This is a genomic window from Streptomyces sp. NPDC025651, from assembly GCF_055558735.1.
In genome coordinates, this window is the sequence record NZ_JBVHLZ010000008.1 from 71,226 (window position 1) to 87,511 (window position 16,286).

18 protein-coding genes are annotated in these 16,286 nt (G+C 69.3%); 12 read left to right on the forward strand and 6 right to left on the reverse strand.

Annotated elements, in window-relative coordinates; translation table 11 throughout:
- Positions 1–46 precede the first annotated feature (46 nt).
- A complete protein-coding gene (locus ACZ4D5_RS26715; protein ID WP_467774948.1) occupies positions 47–880 on the reverse strand; it encodes a TIM barrel protein in 834 nt (277 codons plus the stop codon).
- Between the two features lie 125 nt (positions 881–1,005).
- On the opposite strand from ACZ4D5_RS26715, the gene ACZ4D5_RS26720 reads away from it, so the two are divergent.
- The 11 genes from ACZ4D5_RS26720 (at position 1,006) to ACZ4D5_RS26770 (ending at position 10,945) form a co-directional block, all read left to right on the forward strand.
- On the forward strand, positions 1,006–1,302 hold the full coding sequence (locus tag ACZ4D5_RS26720; RefSeq protein ID WP_467774949.1) for a YkoF family thiamine-binding protein: 297 nt from the start codon (positions 1,006–1,008) through the stop codon (positions 1,300–1,302).
- Positions 1,299–1,676, forward strand: a complete 378-nt coding sequence (locus tag ACZ4D5_RS26725) for a helix-turn-helix domain-containing protein (protein ID WP_467774950.1) — start codon at positions 1,299–1,301, stop codon at positions 1,674–1,676. The genes ACZ4D5_RS26720 and ACZ4D5_RS26725 overlap by 4 nt, the downstream gene beginning before the upstream one ends.
- A gap of 168 nt (positions 1,677–1,844) precedes the next feature.
- Positions 1,845–2,360, forward strand: a complete 516-nt coding sequence (gene uraD / locus ACZ4D5_RS26730) for a 2-oxo-4-hydroxy-4-carboxy-5-ureidoimidazoline decarboxylase (RefSeq protein WP_467774951.1) — start codon at positions 1,845–1,847, stop codon at positions 2,358–2,360.
- Entirely contained in the window at positions 2,357–2,773 is a 417-nt protein-coding gene (gene uraH / locus ACZ4D5_RS26735) for a hydroxyisourate hydrolase (protein WP_467774952.1), read from the forward strand. Before uraD ends, uraH begins: the two co-directional genes overlap by 4 nt.
- Positions 2,774–2,778: 5 nt before the next feature.
- Positions 2,779–3,711: a factor-independent urate hydroxylase gene (pucL, locus tag ACZ4D5_RS26740; RefSeq protein ID WP_467774953.1), complete on the forward strand. Its 933-nt coding sequence runs from the start codon at positions 2,779–2,781 to the stop codon at positions 3,709–3,711.
- Positions 3,712–3,778: 67 nt separating this feature from the next.
- A complete protein-coding gene (locus ACZ4D5_RS26745) occupies positions 3,779–5,197 on the forward strand; it encodes a nucleobase:cation symporter-2 family protein (RefSeq protein ID WP_467774954.1) in 1,419 nt (472 codons plus the stop codon).
- Between the two features lie 45 nt (positions 5,198–5,242).
- Entirely contained in the window at positions 5,243–6,628 is a 1,386-nt protein-coding gene (locus ACZ4D5_RS26750) for an 8-oxoguanine deaminase (RefSeq protein ID WP_467774955.1), read from the forward strand.
- A 236-nt stretch (positions 6,629–6,864) separates the two neighbouring features.
- On the forward strand, positions 6,865–8,343 hold the full coding sequence (locus tag ACZ4D5_RS26755) for a nucleobase:cation symporter-2 family protein (RefSeq protein WP_467774956.1): 1,479 nt from the start codon (positions 6,865–6,867) through the stop codon (positions 8,341–8,343).
- Between the two features lie 137 nt (positions 8,344–8,480).
- Positions 8,481–9,881, forward strand: a complete 1,401-nt coding sequence (locus ACZ4D5_RS26760) for a nucleobase:cation symporter-2 family protein (RefSeq protein WP_467774957.1) — start codon at positions 8,481–8,483, stop codon at positions 9,879–9,881.
- A 205-nt stretch (positions 9,882–10,086) separates the two neighbouring features.
- Complete coding sequence (locus ACZ4D5_RS26765; RefSeq protein ID WP_467774958.1) at positions 10,087–10,410, forward strand: hypothetical protein; 324 nt, start codon at positions 10,087–10,089, stop codon at positions 10,408–10,410.
- A gap of 55 nt (positions 10,411–10,465) precedes the next feature.
- Positions 10,466–10,945, forward strand: coding sequence for a hypothetical protein (locus tag ACZ4D5_RS26770; protein WP_467774959.1), 480 nt, complete (start codon positions 10,466–10,468; stop codon positions 10,943–10,945).
- 1 nt (position 10,946) lies between these two features.
- On the opposite strand, the gene ACZ4D5_RS26775 is transcribed toward ACZ4D5_RS26770, so the two are convergent.
- The 5 genes from ACZ4D5_RS26775 to ACZ4D5_RS26795 all read right to left on the reverse strand — a co-directional run bounded on the left by ACZ4D5_RS26775 (position 10,947) and on the right by ACZ4D5_RS26795 (position 15,265).
- Entirely contained in the window at positions 10,947–11,711 is a 765-nt protein-coding gene (locus ACZ4D5_RS26775; protein WP_467774960.1) for a polysaccharide deacetylase family protein, read from the reverse strand.
- Between the two features lie 161 nt (positions 11,712–11,872).
- Positions 11,873–12,787 (reverse strand): NAD(P)-dependent oxidoreductase, encoded by a 915-nt coding sequence (locus ACZ4D5_RS26780; RefSeq protein ID WP_467774961.1) that lies wholly within the window; start codon positions 12,785–12,787, stop codon positions 11,873–11,875.
- Positions 12,788–12,891: 104 nt separating this feature from the next.
- Positions 12,892–13,290, reverse strand: a complete 399-nt coding sequence (locus ACZ4D5_RS26785; protein ID WP_467774962.1) for a nuclear transport factor 2 family protein — start codon at positions 13,288–13,290, stop codon at positions 12,892–12,894.
- A gap of 58 nt (positions 13,291–13,348) precedes the next feature.
- Entirely contained in the window at positions 13,349–14,254 is a 906-nt protein-coding gene (locus ACZ4D5_RS26790; RefSeq protein WP_467774963.1) for a hypothetical protein, read from the reverse strand.
- Positions 14,255–14,413: 159 nt separating this feature from the next.
- Positions 14,414–15,265: a chitosanase gene (locus ACZ4D5_RS26795; RefSeq protein WP_467774964.1), complete on the reverse strand. Its 852-nt coding sequence runs from the start codon at positions 15,263–15,265 to the stop codon at positions 14,414–14,416.
- A 265-nt stretch (positions 15,266–15,530) separates the two neighbouring features.
- On the opposite strand from ACZ4D5_RS26795, the gene ACZ4D5_RS26800 reads away from it, so the two are divergent.
- A complete protein-coding gene (locus ACZ4D5_RS26800) occupies positions 15,531–16,178 on the forward strand; it encodes a DUF4360 domain-containing protein (RefSeq protein WP_467774965.1) in 648 nt (215 codons plus the stop codon).
- Positions 16,179–16,286 lie beyond the last annotated feature (108 nt).

The window sequence follows — 16,286 nt, forward strand, 5'->3', positions numbered from 1 at the left end:
CCTCTCTTACGGCTCTGAAGCGTGTGGTACGTCGATGAGTTGGCGCTCAGCGCGCGGCGCGGGCCCCGGCGGGCAGCCAGTCGAAGGAGGCCGCGGCGTCGGCGGCCTTGTACTCCAGGCCGACCCACCCCTCGTAGCCGGCCTTCTTGAGCTGGTCGAGCAGGGCCTCCAGCGGGAGCGACCCCGTCCCGGGGGCGCCGCGGCCGGGGTTGTCCGCGATCTGCACGTGGCCGGTCCTGGCGGCGTACTGCTCGATGACCGACGGCAGGTCCTCACCGTTCATGGACAGGTGGTACAGGTCCATGAGGAACGTGGCGTTGCCGAGTCCGGTGGCCGCGTTCACCTTGTCCACGATCTCGATCGCCTTGGGCGCGCTCACGATCGGGCAGAGCGGCGACTCCGGCTTGTTCAGCGCCTCGATCAGCAGGATCGCGCCGACGCGGTCGGCCTCGCGGGCGGCCAGCACCAGGTTCTCCAGGGCGAGTTCGTCCTGGACCGCCGGGTCCACACCCTCGACCCGGTTGCCGTACAGGGCGTTCAGCGCCTTGCAGCCGAGCGACTGCGCGAAGTCCGCCGCCACCGAGAGGTTCGCGCGGAACTTCTCGCTCTCCTCGCCGGGGACCGACAGGGCGCCGCGGTCGGGGCCCGGCAGCTGTCCGGCGTAGAAGTTCAGGCCCACGAGCTGGACGCCCGCGTCCTCGATCGCCTTCTTCAGGGCGTCGAGCTCGGACTGCTCGGGGGTGGGGGCGTCGACCCAGGGCCACCACAGCTCGACCGCGGTGAAGCCGGCCTTCGCGGCGGCCGCGGGGCGCTCCAGGAGCGGGAGCTCGGTGAAGAGGATCGACAGGTTCACATTGAAGCGCTGGTCGGAGTATCCCATGGGGCTTCCGCGCTCCTTCCGTATTGCGGAAGTTCATTTCTGTCTGGTGGAAGACTGCCTCCGATCTGCGGAAGCTGTCAAGAGGGGACTGCCGAAATTTCGACCGGCGGCGCTAGGTTGGCCGCGTGCGATTGAGAGTGGAGTTCACGACCGAACCCTTCGACCTCGACGAGGCCCCGGCGCATGCGCTCGCGGCCCGTGAGGTCATCGAGGGGGCCCCGCTGGACGCGGTGGACGTAGGGCCGTTCGGCAATACGGCGGAGGGTGATGTCGACGCGGTGCTGACCGCGGTCGACGCGATGCTGCGCCGGTCCCTGGGCGCCGGGGCCACCCGCGTCTCGCTTCAGGTCAACGTGATCGGCGAACCGGGGGAAGCGCGCGAACCGGGGAAGTCGGGGGAGCCGGGGGAGGGGGATAGATGACCAGTTTCGGGGACGACCCGTTCGTCACCGCGGTCAAGCCGCTGGTGGACGCCATGGGCGGCGAGATGATGCCGCCGGACCAGGCGGGGGCCGACGACGTGGTCCTGGCCTGGGAGGGCCAGGACGTGGTGGCCGTGCGCCTGCCGCAGCTCGCCGACTCGCTGGACCACATCCTGCTCGCCCTGGAGCGCAAGCGGGGGTGCCCGCTCTCGGAGCTCGACCGCAGGGCGAAACAGGAGGTCGTGCGGATACTGGAGGCGCGCGGCGCCTTCTCCGTGCGGCACGGCGTCGAGACGGTGGCGACCGCCCTGGGCGTCAGCCGCTTCACCGTGTACAACTACCTGAACAGGGAGAATGCCGCGAAGGGGGACTAGGTCCGCGCCTCGAAGCCGGTCCCGAATCACTCTGTGCAGCCGAGCCGTCACCCGTATTGCCGGGTGGCGGCTTCTTTGTTCAAGTTATTTCAACAAACTGTTGACGCGGTGTTGTTGAAGGTCTTAGCTGTTCCGCAGCCCGTCCAGCACAAGGCCACGGAGGCTCCCGTGACTTCGAGTACGACACCGGGTCTGACCCGGTTCAACGCCTTGGAGGAGGCCGCGGCCACCGCCGCCCTCCACGAGGTCTGTGCCTCTTCGGTCTGGGGGAGCAAGCTGCTCTCCCAGCGCCCGTACGCCACCGCCGAAGCCCTCTTCGCCGCGAGCGACGCCGCCATGGCCGAGCTCACCGCACAGGACCTCGCCGAAGCGATGGCGGGGCACCCGCCGATCGGCCGCCCGAAGCCGGGAGACCCGACGTCCGCCCGCGAACAGCGCGGGATGGCCGGCGCCTCCGAGGAGCTCAAGGCCGAACTGCTCGAACTGAACCTGGCCTACCAGGAGAAGTTCGGACACGTCTTCCTGATCTGCGCGACCGGTGCCACCGCCGAGTTCATGCTCGGGCAGCTCAAGGTCCGGATCGAGAACGGGGCGGAGGAGGAGCGGGAGATCGTCCGTACCGAACTGGGCAAGATCAACCGCATCCGGCTGACCCGCCTCGTGGAAGAAGGAGACGACGCATGAGCACCGCCACCACGGCATCGGTGTCCACCCACATCCTGGACACCAGCGTCGGACGCCCCGCCGAGGGCGTCGCCATCTCCCTGTCCGCCCGCAGCGGCTCGGGCGAGGAGTGGAAGGCGCTCGGCGGCAGCGCGACCGACGCGGACGGGCGCTGCAAGGACCTCCCGGCCCTGCCGGAGGGGACCACGCACGTACGTCTCGACTTCGAGACCGAGGCGTACTTCCTGGCCAAGCAGAACCAGCAGAACAAGCAAGCCGAGGCGCAGCAGGACGCCCCCGCGAATCGGGACAGTGGTCCGGCCGGAGCGTTCTTCCCGGAGGTGGCGATCACGTTCGCCGTCACGCCGGGCGAGCACTACCACGTACCGCTGCTGCTCAACCCGTTCGGCTACTCCGTTTACCGAGGGAGCTAGCAGACATGCCCACCATTCTGGGACAGAACCAGTACGGCAAGGCTGAGAACCGGGTCGTAAAGATCACGCGGGACGGCGACACCCACCACATCAAGGACCTGAACGTCTCGGTCGCCCTCTCCGGCGACCTGGACGACGTCCACTACAACGGCTCGAACGCCAACTGCCTTCCGACGGACACGACGAAGAACACCTGCTTCGCGTTCGCCAAGGAGTACGGCATCGAGTCCGCCGAGCAGTACGGCATCCACCTCGCCCGGCACTTCGTGGACAGCCAGCCCTCGATCCACCGCGCGCGCATCCGCATCGAGGAGTACGCCTGGGAGCGCATCGGCGGCTCCGACAGCAACTCCAAGTTCATCGGCGCCGACGAGGTCAAGCACTCCTTCGTCCGCAAGGGCCAGGAGACGCGGCTCGCCCAGATCACCTACGACGGCGAGAACTTCGAAGTCCTGTCCGGGCTCAAGGACTTGACCGTGATGAACTCCACGAACTCCGAGTTCTGGGGCTACATCAAGGACAAGTACACGACCCTGCAGGAGGACTACGACCGCATCCTCGCCACCTCCCTGTCCACCTGGTGGCGGCACAACTGGACCAACGACGAGCAGCGCATGCCGAGTTGGGAGCGCTCGTACGAGCAGGCCAAGAAGCACATCCTGCACGCCTTCGTGGAGACCTACTCGCTGTCGCTCCAGCAGACGCTGTACCAGATGGGTTCGCGGGTCATCAACAACCGCAGCGAGATCGACGAGATCCGCTTCTCCGCGCCCAACAAGCACCACTTCCGTCAGGACCTCTCCGCCTTCGGTCTCGAGAACGAGGCCAAGGACGGAGCCGTCTACTACGCCGCCGACCGCCCCTACGGCCTCATCGAGGCCACCATCCTGCGGGACGGCGTCGAGCCGAAGATCCCGGTCGACATGACCAACCTCTGACGCGGGATGCGCGCCCCCGCCTCGCCGCAGTGGGCGGGGGCGCGCCACACCGGAGGGAACATCCGCAATGGCACAGCCTGCTAAGGACCCTGCAGAAGGTCCATGTTCCACCCCATCGGACACAGCCGACGGTGAGTCAACTCCCGTCTGCCACCCGGTGGATGAGAAGCTCCACCCCTCGCGGCTCGTCCCCGCCGCGCTCCAGCACATCGCCGCCATGTACGCGGGTGTGGTCACCCCTCCGCTCATCATCGGCCAGGCCTGCGGTCTCGACACCGTGGCCCAGACCCGGCTCATCGCCGCCGGGCTGCTCATCGCCGGTCTCGCCACCATCCTGCAGACCCTCGGCGTCAAGGGTTTCGTCGGCAACCGCCTGCCGTTCGTGAACGCCGCCTCCTCGGCGGGCATCGCGCCCATCCTCGCCATCGCCGAGACCAACGCCAAGGGTGAGCAACTCCCCGCCATCTACGGCGCGGTGATGGTCGCGGGTGTCTTCTGTCTCGTCATCGGCCCCTTCTTCGGCAAGCTGCTCCGCTTCTTCCCGCCGCTGGTCACCGGGGTCGTCATCACGCTCATCGGCGTCACGCTGATGCCCGTGCCCGTGAAGTGGGCGCAGGGCGGCGACGACACCGACCCCACGTTCGGCGACATGAAGTACCTCGCGCTCGCCGCCTTCACGCTCGTGGTGATCCTGCTCTTCCAGCGCTTCGGCCGCGGCTTCCTCAAGCAAGTCGCCCTGCTGGCAGGCATGTTCATCGGCACGCTCGCCGCGATCCCGTTCGGGATGGCCGACTTCACCTCGGTGCAGTCCGCGCCGCTCGCCGCGCTGCCCACCCCGTTCGCCTCCGGCGCGCCCACCTTCCAGCCCGCCGCGATCCTCTCGCTCTGCATCGTGATGCTGGTCCTGATGACCGAGTCGGCGGCCGGCATGCTCGCCCTCGGCGAGATCTGCGAGCGCAAGACGGACGGAAAGACCATCACCCGCGGTCTGCGTACGGACGGCATCGCCACCCTCGTCGGACCCGTCTTCGGCGGCTTCCCGACCTCGGCCTTCGCGCAGAACGTCGGCGTGGTCTCGCTGACCCGCGTACGCAGCCGCTACGTCGTCGCCGTCGCGGGCGGAGCGCTCCTCGTGCTCGGCGCCTTCCCGGTGCTCGGCGCGGTCGTCAACGTGGTCCCCATGCCGGTGCTCGGCGGCGCGGGCATCGTCCTCTTCGGCTCCATCGCCGTCAGCGGCATCCGCACGCTCTCCGAGGCGGGCCTGGACGACAGCTCCAACATCATCCTGGTGGCCGTGTCGCTCGGGGCGGGCATCATCCCGCTCGCCGCGCCCACCTTCTACGCGGAGTTTCCCGCGTGGGCACAGACCGTGCTCGGCTCCGGCATCAGCGCCGGCGCGCTCGTCGCGGTCCTGCTCAACCTCTTCTTCCACCATCTCGGCACCCGCAGCAGCGTCGACGCGGCTGCGGCACTCAAATCCTCCTAGGGTCCTGCCGTGCCCAATCGCCACTCACGAAATGAAGGAAGCACCATGGCACCTTCTTCGGCAGACCGCATCGTCATCGAGAACGTCGCCGTCGCGACGGTCGACGCCGACGACACCGAGTACGCATCGGGGTACATCGTCGTCGCGGGCAACAGGATCGAGTCCATCGGCGCGGGCAAGGCGCCCGAGGGTCTGGAGAACGTGGTGCGCCGCGTCGACGGCACCGGCCACCTCGCCACACCGGGCCTGGTCAACACGCACCACCACTTCTACCAGTGGATCACCAGGGGCCTCGCCACCGACCACAACCTGTTCAACTGGCTGGTGGCGCTGTACCCGACGTGGGCGCGCATCGACGAGCAGATGACGTACGCGGCGGCGCAGGGCTCCTTGGGGATGATGGCCCGCGGCGGTGTCACCACCGCCATGGACCACCACTACGTCTTCCCGAAGGGCTCGGGCGACCTCTCCGGGTCGATCATCCGCGCCGCCTCCGAGATGGGCGTCCGCTTCACCCTGGCCCGCGGCTCCATGGACCGCAGCGAGAAGGACGGCGGCCTGCCGCCGGACTTCGCCGTGGAGACCCTGGAGGGCGCGCTCGCCGCGACCGAGGAGACCGTCAAGAAGCACCACGACGCCTCCTTCGACGCGATGACGCAGGTCGCCGTGGCACCCTGCTCGCCGTTCTCCGTCTCCACCGAACTCATGCGGCAGGGCGCCGAGTTGGCCCGCCGCCTGGGAGTGCGTCTGCACACCCACGGCAGCGAGACGGTCGAGGAGGAGAAGTTCTGCCACGAGCTCTTCGGCAAGGGCCCGACCGAGTACTTCGAGTCGACCGGCTGGCTCGGCGAGGACGTGTGGATGGCGCACTGCGTCCACATGAACGACTCCGACATCGCCGCGTTCGCCCGTACCGGTACGGGAGTCGCCCACTGCCCGTCCTCCAACGCGCGTCTCGCGGCCGGCATCGCCCGCGTCCCCGACATGCTCAGGGCGGGCGTCCCCGTCGGCCTCGGCGTCGACGGCACCGCGTCGAACGAGTCCGGCGAGCTCCACACCGAGCTGCGCAACGCCCTGCTGATCAACCGCCTCGGTGCGCACCGCGAGGCCGCCCTGAACGCCCGTCAGGCGCTGCGCCTGGGGACGTACGGCGGAGCCCAGGTCCTGGGCCGCGCCACACAGATCGGCTCCCTGGAGGCGGGCAAGCTCGCCGACCTGGTCCTGTGGAAGATCGACGGCATCGGGCACGCCTCGATCGCCGACCCGGTGACCGCGATCGTCTTCGGCGCGGCGGCCCCGGTCACCCTCTCCCTCGTCAACGGCAGGCCGGTCGTCGAGAACGGCCGTCTGCTGCACGCCGACGAGGACGCCATCGCCCGCTCCACGCGGGATCAGGCGCAGCGTCTCGCGCGGATCGCCGCCGAGAGCTGACCCCAAGAACTCCGGTCGGGGGGGACGGCCCTCGACCGGACTTGAGCAGCCGAGCGGGCTGCTCAAGTGCCGCCCCGGAACGCGGCCCAAAGCCTCGCGTTCCCGGGGCGGTCAGTACTACCTGGGCGCAGTACCCACAACTTCACATCGAGCAAGCCCTTGCACCACGCACCACCTCCCAGAAGCGAAAAGTGCCCGCCGCGGGCCGGCACTGGAAAACAACCGGAGGAGCCACAGTGGCCACCAAGCCCAGGTTCACCAAGCAAGGCAACACCCCGGAACCCGACGCCGAAGAGGGCTCCATACGGGCCGTACACCCGGTCGACGAGAAACTCCCACCCCTGAAGATGGCGACCACCGGCCTGCAGCACGTGGCCGCCATGTACGCGGGTGTCGTCGCCCCGCCCCTGATCGTCGGCGCGGCCGTCGGCCTGTCCGCCAAGGAGCTCACGTTCCTGACCGGCGCCTGTCTGTTCACCGCGGGTCTCGCGACCTTCCTCCAGACCCTCGGCATCTGGAAGATCGGCGCCCGCCTGCCCTTCGTCAACGGCGTGACCTTCGCCGGTGTCGCGCCCATGCTCGCGGTCGTCGACTCGACCAAGGACAAGGACGACGCGCTGCCGATCATCTTCGGCGCGGTGATCGTCGCGGGCATCCTCGGCTTCGTCGCCGCCCCGTTCTTCTCGAAGATGGTGCGGTTCTTCCCGCCGGTGGTCACCGGCACCGTCATCACCCTCATCGGCATCTCGCTGATGCCGGTCGCCTTCGGCTGGGCCCAGGGTCCCGCCCCCGACGCCGACGACTACGGCTCGACGAAGAACCTCGCCCTTGCGGGCATCACCCTCGTCATCGTGCTGCTGCTCCGCCGGTTCACCACCGGCTTCGTGAAGCAGATCGCGGTCCTGCTCGGCCTGGTCATCGGCACGCTCGTCGCGATCCCGTTCGGCGTCACGGACTTCAGCCCGGTCGGCGAGGCGGACGTCGTCGGCTTCCCGACGCCGTTCCACTTCGGCGCCCCGCAGTTCGCGGCCGCCGCGATCGTCTCGCTCTGCGTCGTCATGGTCGTCTCGATGACGGAGTCGACGGCCGACATGCTCGCCCTCGGCGAGATCGTGGACCGTCCCGCCGACGAGAAGACCATCGCCGCGGGCCTGCGCGCCGACTGCCTCGGCTCGGCGGTCAGCCCGCTCTTCAACGGCTTCATGTGCAGCGCCTTCGCGCAGAACATCGGCCTGGTCGCGATGACGAAGATCCGCAGCCGGTACGTCGTCGCGGCGGGCGGCGGCTTCCTGGTCCTGATGGGCCTGTGCCCGATGGCCGCCTCGCTGATCGCCGTCGTGCCGCGTCCGGTGCTCGGCGGCGCGGGCGTGGTGCTCTTCGGTTCGGTCGCGGCCAGTGGCATCCAGACGCTGGTGAAGGCGAACCTGGAGCGCGACAACAACGTTCTGATCGTGGCCGTTTCGCTGGCCGTCGGCCTGATCCCGATCGCGGCGCCGGAGTTTTACCACGCCTTCCCGGAGACCGCGAAGATCATCCTCGACTCGGGCATCTCGACGGGCTGCGTGGCGGCCGTGCTCCTGAACCTGGTCTTCAACCACATCGGCAAGGGGCGCGAGGACGACGACGTCACGGCGCCGATGGAGGGCGGTACGGCCATCGCCGAACAGCGCACCAGCTCTCCCCATGCGGGGTCTTCCGCAGCCGGGGTGCACTGACGTAACGTCGTGGCGCCGCCAACCGTATGGCGGAAGTTACTTTCCAGTCGGTTCACTGTCGGCCTCCTCCCGTGTCTCGTGAACTCCCACCGGACGAGGCCGACTTCCGGCGTCACGCAACGGAAGAAGCGCCACCCATGAGTTCTGAAGTGAAGCCCTCCGGCGACGGAGCGGGCGCCCCCGAGGTCCACCCCGTCGACGAGGTCCTGCCGCCCGGCCGCATGCTCGTCGCGAGTCTCCAGCACGTCGCCTCCATGTACGCGGGAGCGGTCTCCGTCCCGCTCGTGGTGGCCGTCGCGGCGAAGATGTCGCCGGGCGACACCGCCGTACTCATGGGCGGCAGCCTCCTGATGGCGGGCATCGCGACCCTGCTCCAGACCCTGGGCATCGGCAACTTCATCGGTTCCCGCCTCCCCTTCGTCAACGGCGTCTCGTTCGCGGGCGTCGGCGTGATGCTGACGATCATCGCGACGCAGGGCGGCGTCGAGGCGGGCATGCCGATCGTCTTCGGCGCGATCATCGTCTCAAGTCTCTTCGGATTCCTGGTCAGTTCGTACTTCTCGCGTCTGGTCCGCTTCTTCCCGCCGGTCGTCACCGGATCGGTCATCACCCTGATCGGCGTCTCGCTCATCCCCGTCGCGTACGACTGGATCGTCGACGACTCCACGACCGGCACGCCCGAGCCGAGGAGCATCGGCCTCGCGGGCGCCACCGTCCTGGTCATGCTGCTGCTCCAGCGGTTCACCCGCGGCTTCCTCAAGCAGATCAGCATGCTCTTCGCGATGATCTTCGGCACGCTGCTGGCGATACCCATGGGCCTCGCCGACTTCTCGAAGCTGGACGGCGCGGACCCGGTCGGCATCCCCTCCCCGCTCCACTTCGGCGCACCGGAGTTCAACCTCCCGGCCATCATCTCGATGTGCGTCGTGATGCTGGTGATCCTCACCGAGTCGACCGCCGACATGATCGCCCTCGGGAAGATCGTCGAGAAGGACGTCGACGAGAGGACCATCGCCCGCGGACTGCGCGCCGACGCCCTCGGCTCCGCGCTCAGCCCCCTCTTCAACGCCTTCCACGCCAGCGCGTTCGCGCAGAACATCGGCCTGGTCGTGATCTCCAAGGTGCGCAGCCGCTTCGTCGTCGCGCTCAGCGGCGCGATCCTCGTCCTGATCGGCCTCAGCCCGGCAGCGGCGGCGCTGATCTCCGTGGTCCCCATGCCGGTGCTCGCCGCCGTCAGCCTCTTCCTCTTCGGCTCCATCGCGGTCAGCGGCATCCAGACCCTGCTCCAGGCCGACCTGCACCGCGGCGACAACGCCCTCATCGTGGTCGTCACCCTCGGCGCGGGCCTGGCCCCCGCCCTCTCGGACGGCTTCTACGACGCGTTTCCCGACTGGGCACAGATCGTCCTCGGCTCCGGCATCTCCACGGGCTGCATCCTCGCGGTGGCCCTGAACCTGGTCTTCAACCACCTGGGCGCCACGGCGGGTTCGGCCCCGGGGGAGCCCTCGGCGGAGCCGGAGCCGGCCACCACGCACTGACCCCCGGGGCCCGTCGCGCCTGCACCGGGACTTCTGGCCGACGGCGTACCAGGCGATCGACGACCGAGGCCCCGCCCCTTCGCGCCCGTCATGCGCGCTCTTCACTCCCCTCACGCGAGCACAAGACGTAATTACTCTGTCACGGAGAGTGTTCATCGGGTGGCGGGCGGACCAGATGCCGCCCTGACGACGGGAGGACCCACAGGTGACGTTCATCAGGGCACAACGGGCGGCGGGTGCTGCGGCGCTGGCCGTCTGTGCCGTACTGGGGACTTCGGGGGCCGCGAGCGGGGCGCCGCCCGCGAGGGACTCCATCCAGTGCAACCCGCCGACGGTGACCGAGGACGGGCACCGGTTCACGATCCGCTGCTACCGCGGTCCGGGCAGCGGCTTCTACGCGAGCGTGGTCGTCTGCGGGCCGGGGAGCTGCACCCGGCAGGGGACCAACATCGTGCCCTACGGCGAGTACTCGACGGCGTGGTCCACCGGTTACTTCGACATCCGCAACTTCCAGCTGTTCTCCGTGTAGTTCGCAGAAGTCCGAGCCCCCCACTCAAGCCCCCGCAGCAGAAGGCGAGACCGACATGACCCGCAAGAAGACGCTCACCCTGAGTGCCGCGGCGGCCGCGGCCCTGCTGGTGCTCACCAGCGGCACCGCGCACGCCGAGGGCGCCTTCATCGCGAAGGCGTACAACCAGCACATGGTGAACGTCCACTGGGGCGACAGCTGTGACAACGAAGAACTGGCCATCGACATCCCGAACGACGCGCTCCAGGCGACCTTCGAGGGGAACTGGGACGGGCCGCGGGCCCACGTCGACCGCGTCACGTTCATCAACAACACGGACTTCCTGCACGGGTTCACCCGCGGCGAGTTCTCCATCGAGGACAACGGCCAGACCCCGACCTGGCGCGTCGCGGACATGCCGTCGCACTCCACCCAGACCATCGAGCTCAACTACACGTCCGCGGGCGTGAAGACGCTGGGGTTCACCTACCCGTACCTCGGTGCCATGGGCGAGATCGGCAGCTGCAACCTCACGTACGTAGGGGTGGAGCAGTGAGTCAGCGCACCGGGAACCCGAAGGTGTAGCCCTGCTCCTTGAACCAGGGCAGGAGTTGGCGCAGGGCCTCGACCGTCTGGGTGCGGTCGCCGCCCGCGTCGTGGAAGAGGATGGTCGGGCCGTTGGACAGTTCCCGCTTGACGGTGGCGACCATCGCCTCCGTGCCGGGGCGCTCGAAGTCCTTGCTGTCCACGTTCCAGCCCAGCGGGCGCATGCCCCGGTCCGCGGCGAGCCCCCGGCTGTACGGGGTGAAGGCGCCGCCGGGCGCCCGGTAGTACATCGGCCGCACGCCCCCGGACGCCTTGGTGATCATGCGCTCGGCGTCGAGTATCTGCTTCGACTGGTAGGCCTGGGTGTCCTTGTCCATCGCGGTGTTGTGCGACACCGAGTGGTCGCACAGGCGGTGCCCGGCCGCGACGACCTTCCTCACGAGGTCCGGGTGGGCCTGCGCCTGCGTCCCCACCATGCAGAACGTGGCCTTCACCTCGTACTGCCGCAGCAGGTCCAGCACCTGAGGCGTCCACTTGGGGTCGGGGCCGTCGTCGATGGTGATGTTGATGCCGCGCTCTCCGGCGTCCGAGGCGTGCGCGATGGTCTTCGAGACCGGCTTGACGGCACTGGTCGGCGCCTTCGCCGCCGGTGCCGCCTCGTCCTCGGTACCGGCCTGCGCCGTCCACACCGAGGCACCGGTGGCGAACATCGTCACGCCGAGCGCCGCCCCGAGCATCTTGCCGTACCAGCCCCGCCCGCCACCGTGCCGTGCCATGTCCGCCCCATTCCCTCAGTGCCTCGCCGAACTCCGGCCGCCGTGCGGCCACCTGACAGGACGGGACAGGAGGGGCGGGGGATCCCTCTGTTACCGATCACGGACAATTCCGGGAGGAATCGCGGACATCTCGCCTGACCAGGGCAGGGACTGAACGTGGCTCAGGACGGGGCGACCCGCAGGGCGCGCACCGCGGCCGGACCCGTATAGGCCGTCTGACCCTCGGCGATCCGCCCCTCCAGCTCCGCCACCGACCGCTCGAAGAAATCGGCTCGCACGCCCGCGTCCCGTGCGGCGCCGAGCATGTTGCGTGACGCGGCCAGCACGACGTCCAGGCCCTGAGCCAGGGCCGGTTCGGCGCCCGAAACGCGCTCCGCGTCCACGTCGGCGGCGAACGCGGGCATCACCTGAGCCATGTTCGTCAGCCAGGGCACGAGCAGCTCGGTGAACCCGGTCGCGCTGCCCTCCTTGTGCGAGGTGGCCATGGCGACCGAGTGGAAGAAGCCGGCGAACATCATGTCCATCGCGCTCAGCAGCGCGAGGTCGTACAGCGAGGCGATCCCCGCGTCCCTGCCCAGATACGTGGCCGCACCCAGCGCCTCGAGCGCCTCCCGGTGTGCCGCGAAGTGCCGTTCCTCGCCGCTGTAGAGGACGAACGCCTGCGGGGTCGCGACGGTCGAGGGGATGGCCATGATCCCGCCGTCCAGATAGTCGGCGCCGAGGCCGACGGCCCAGGCCTCCGCCTCGCGGGCCTGGGCCGGCGTGCCGTTGGTGAGGTTGACCAGCGTGCGGCCCCGCACCGCGTCGGCGGCGGGCGCCATGAGGGTGCGCACGACGTCGTAGTCGAGCAGGCAGACCACGGTCAACGGGCTCGCGAGAACCGCCTCTTCGACGCTCACGGCCTGCACGGCACCTCGCTCCACCAGGTCGTCGGCCTTTCCCGCGCTGCGGTTCCAGACGGTCGTGGGGTGCCCGGCGTCGAGGAGCGCCGCGGCCAGCGCGTGGCCCATGTCGCCGAGGCCGATGACGGTGACGGGGGCAGGGGTGGTGGCAGGGACGGGGGCAGGGGTGCTCACGGATACTCCTGTTCAAGGGGGAGGGGGAGGCCTCCTCAGCCTTGATCAGTGAGTGACGGGCCACAAGTACGCACTAAAAAGTGCGTACCTCACCGGCGGTGCGGTCAGGGGTGGTCGTACCAGGAGAACGCCGCGATCCGCCAGCCCTCGGGGGTGCGGACGAACTGGAAGGTGTGGACGCCGCGGGCCTCGAAGGGCTCGCCGTTCGCGATGCCCGACTTGCCGTACTCGCCGAACCGCGTCGCGATGTCGCCCACGATCTCGGTCCGTTCGGAGATCTCCCACTCGTGGAACTCGACGACCTGCCCGCCGGAGAGCAGTTCTTCGCGGGGCCCGATGAACTCCTCCACCGTGTACGCCGTGTACTTCGGGCCCGTGACGACGAGAATGCCGCCCGGCACCATGAGGCGGCGGATGCGGCCCACGTCGGCGGCCCCGCCGCCCCGGTTGTCGAGGGAGCCGAGGAACTCGGCGGTCAGTGCGTCGATCTCGGCCTTGGACATGGCGAGACGGTAGCACCGGCATCGAAGTGCGCACCGGGGCGGCGGTCGGGCAACGGCGCTACTTCCCGCACACCGCCGCGGAGTTGACGGACCCGCCCGCGTTCTCGTCGTCCGTGCCGAGCAGGGCCGTGCGCGTGCCCGGCACGCACTCGACCGCCTCTATCTTGTGCCCCTTGAACTTCCGCAGGACCGCGGGGGACTTGGCGACCGAGAGCCGCACCTCGCCCGAGCGCGCCACCGACAGCCTGCCCGCGTCCACGACCGCCGAGTCGAAGGGCCCGTCGTCGCCCGCGTCCGATGCCGCGCCGATCAGCAGGCGGCCCGAGTCCGTGACCGATATGTCGGAGGCGTGCCGGACGGCGCCGGTCGGGTAGGGCGTACGGAAGCGGGCCGTCCGGACCGGGCCGAAGTCGGCCTCGCCGTACTTGTTGAAGGAGAACGGCGCCGCGCGCAGCGTCGCCGGGCGGTCCTCGCCCGCGCCCCGGTCCGCCCAGACCGCCGCCATCCGGCCGTGCCGCGAGGTCAGCGCGAGGCTCTCGTAGTCGTCGCCGTCCGCGATGCCGGGCAGCGGCGAGGTGTCGAGGACCTGGGCCTCGGAGCCCGTCACCTTGAGGCGGTAGACGAGGCCGCGGCTGGCGAGCGCCACGTACTCGTCGGAGGTGCCCGGCACCGCCTCGACGGCCTCCAGGTCGATCGGTTCGCCGCCGCCGGACCAGGCGAGCGGCTCGACGACCGCGGAACGGCCCGGCCGGTAGGTGAGGTCGGCGACGCGGTTCTGGCCCGGCTTCTTGTTGTCGCGTACGACGAGGGCGTGGGCGGCGCCACCCGCGCGGCCGGTGAGAGCGAGACCGCTGATGCCGGTGGTCATGTCCTCACCCGCCTGCTGCCAGCCGCCGCCCGCGGCGGGAGCCGTGGCCGCGCCCGCGGTGACGAGTGTGGCGGTGACGGCGGTCAGGACGGTCATGCGGAGGAACATCGGTCTCTCACCTCGGTGCCGGTTGACGCAGGTTGACGCGCGTAGAAGGGAGTTGGCCGGGACCGTATCCGTTTCAACCTGTGAGTGGCAAGAGGTCACGCGAGCGCGCGGGGCACCGAGGTGCCCCGCGCGCTGCCCGGTCTGTGGTCACCCGATGTGGTACGGGTCCCCGTACACCTTCCAGTCCAGCGGCGGGTCCAGGTTGAGGTTCCGCTTCTTCAGGAAGACCCGCTGCGCGGTGTCGACCCGGCTGGTGTCCTCGTGCGCCTCCTCCTGCTTCATCGCCCAGACGCGCGCGTCGAGGAAGGCGTTCAGGTACGTCACCTCGTCACCGCCCTGCGCCGGCGGCCTGGCCGAACGCAGCGCGCGCCCCCGGATGTTGCGGAAGCTGGTCGCGTCGCTCCCGTCGCCGTGCATGACGATCGCGTCGTAGTAACAGAACTGGCCGAGGACGCCGAGGCCGTCCGCCTTGCCCTGCTTGACCGAGGGGTTGAAGTAGACGCGGTCGCGCTCGTCGTTCTGCGCCTTCTGGAACTCCCGGTCCTCGGCGGCCCGTTCCCAGTCGGGCTTGAACGTCGGGTCGAGGCCGTCGTGCGAGTCGGTGCCGTCGACCTCGCGCAGCGCGGGGAGGTACTTGGCGAGAATGTTGTTCGGCTTGCGCCGGGTGTACAGCTCGACCAGGTCGAGCATGTCGCCGGTGCCGGAGCAGAAGCCGATGATGCCCGCGGTGTAGCCGCGGCCGTCGCCGATGTCCTCGCAGTATCGATACTGCTTCTTCCACTCCAGCGAGGAGTTCTCCGCGCTGCAGACGATCTGCATGGCGATCTCCTTCTTCGCGGGGTCGTCGAGTCCACCGGCCGTCACCCCGGGCGAGGTCGGGGACGCGGTGGCCGTCCGCGTGGCGAGCAGTGGGCCCGCAGCGGCCGCCGCGCCGATGAAGGCGAGGAGGGTGCGGCGGGAGGTGAGTGTGGTGCGCGGGCGTATGTGGGGGGTCTCCACGAGGGCCTCCAGAAGGGGGAGTTCATGGTTCCGCGTACTGTTAGGAAGGTTTCCTACCAGAGATTGGGTGTGACGTATACCCGTCAAGACGCGGTGATTCGGAGGCGTCCGGTCGCGCCGAATGGCCGGACATCGCTCTGGCCCGGGGGCCCATTGGTCCATACGATCCCCCTCGCTCACGCAATCCGCTCCAGGCACCCGCACTGTGCTCCACGCACCACAGGCACTTCTCCAACCCCCCTCCTCAGAAATGGAACGGAGAATCATGGCTGGTGCACTGCTGCTGAGCGGCGCCGTCGCGGCGCTGTTCGGATCGACCATCCCCGCTCAGAACACCACCGGGATCCTCGAACCTCCCCCGGACAAGATCGTGATCGAGGTCGCCACGGTGAACGGCTCGGGCTGCCCCCTCGGTACCGCGGCCGTCGCCGTCTCCGGGGACAACACCGCCTTCACGGTCACCTACAGCGACTACCTCGCCAGGACGGGCGGCGGCGCGGACCCCACCGCGTTCCGCAGGAACTGTCAGCTCAACCTCGTCGTGCACGTCCCGCAGGGCTTCACCTACGCCATCGCCAGCGCGGACTACCGCGGCTACGCCTCGCTCCAGCCGGGCGCCAAGGGCACGGAGAAGGCGTCGTACTACTTCCAGGGCTCGCCCCAGACCGCCGCGATCAGCCACGAGTTCAAGGGCGCCTACAACGACAACTGGCAGGCCACCGACACGACGGACTGGGCCCAGCTGGTGTGGGCGCCGTGTGGGGTGAAGCGGAACTTCAACATCAACACGGAGCTGCGGGTGGACGCGGGGACCTCGGACCCCGCGAAGTCCAGCTTCATGACGATGGACTCCACGGACGGCGACATCAGCACGGTCTACCACTTGGCGTGGAAGAAGTGCCCGCGGCGGTGAGCTGAGGGGCCGCGCCCCCTGGCCCGACCTTTCGGGTCGGGGGCGCAGCTCTGTTCCGGGGCTGCGGATTGGAGGTGGCTTGCCGCGCCCGCGCGGCGGAGCCGCAAA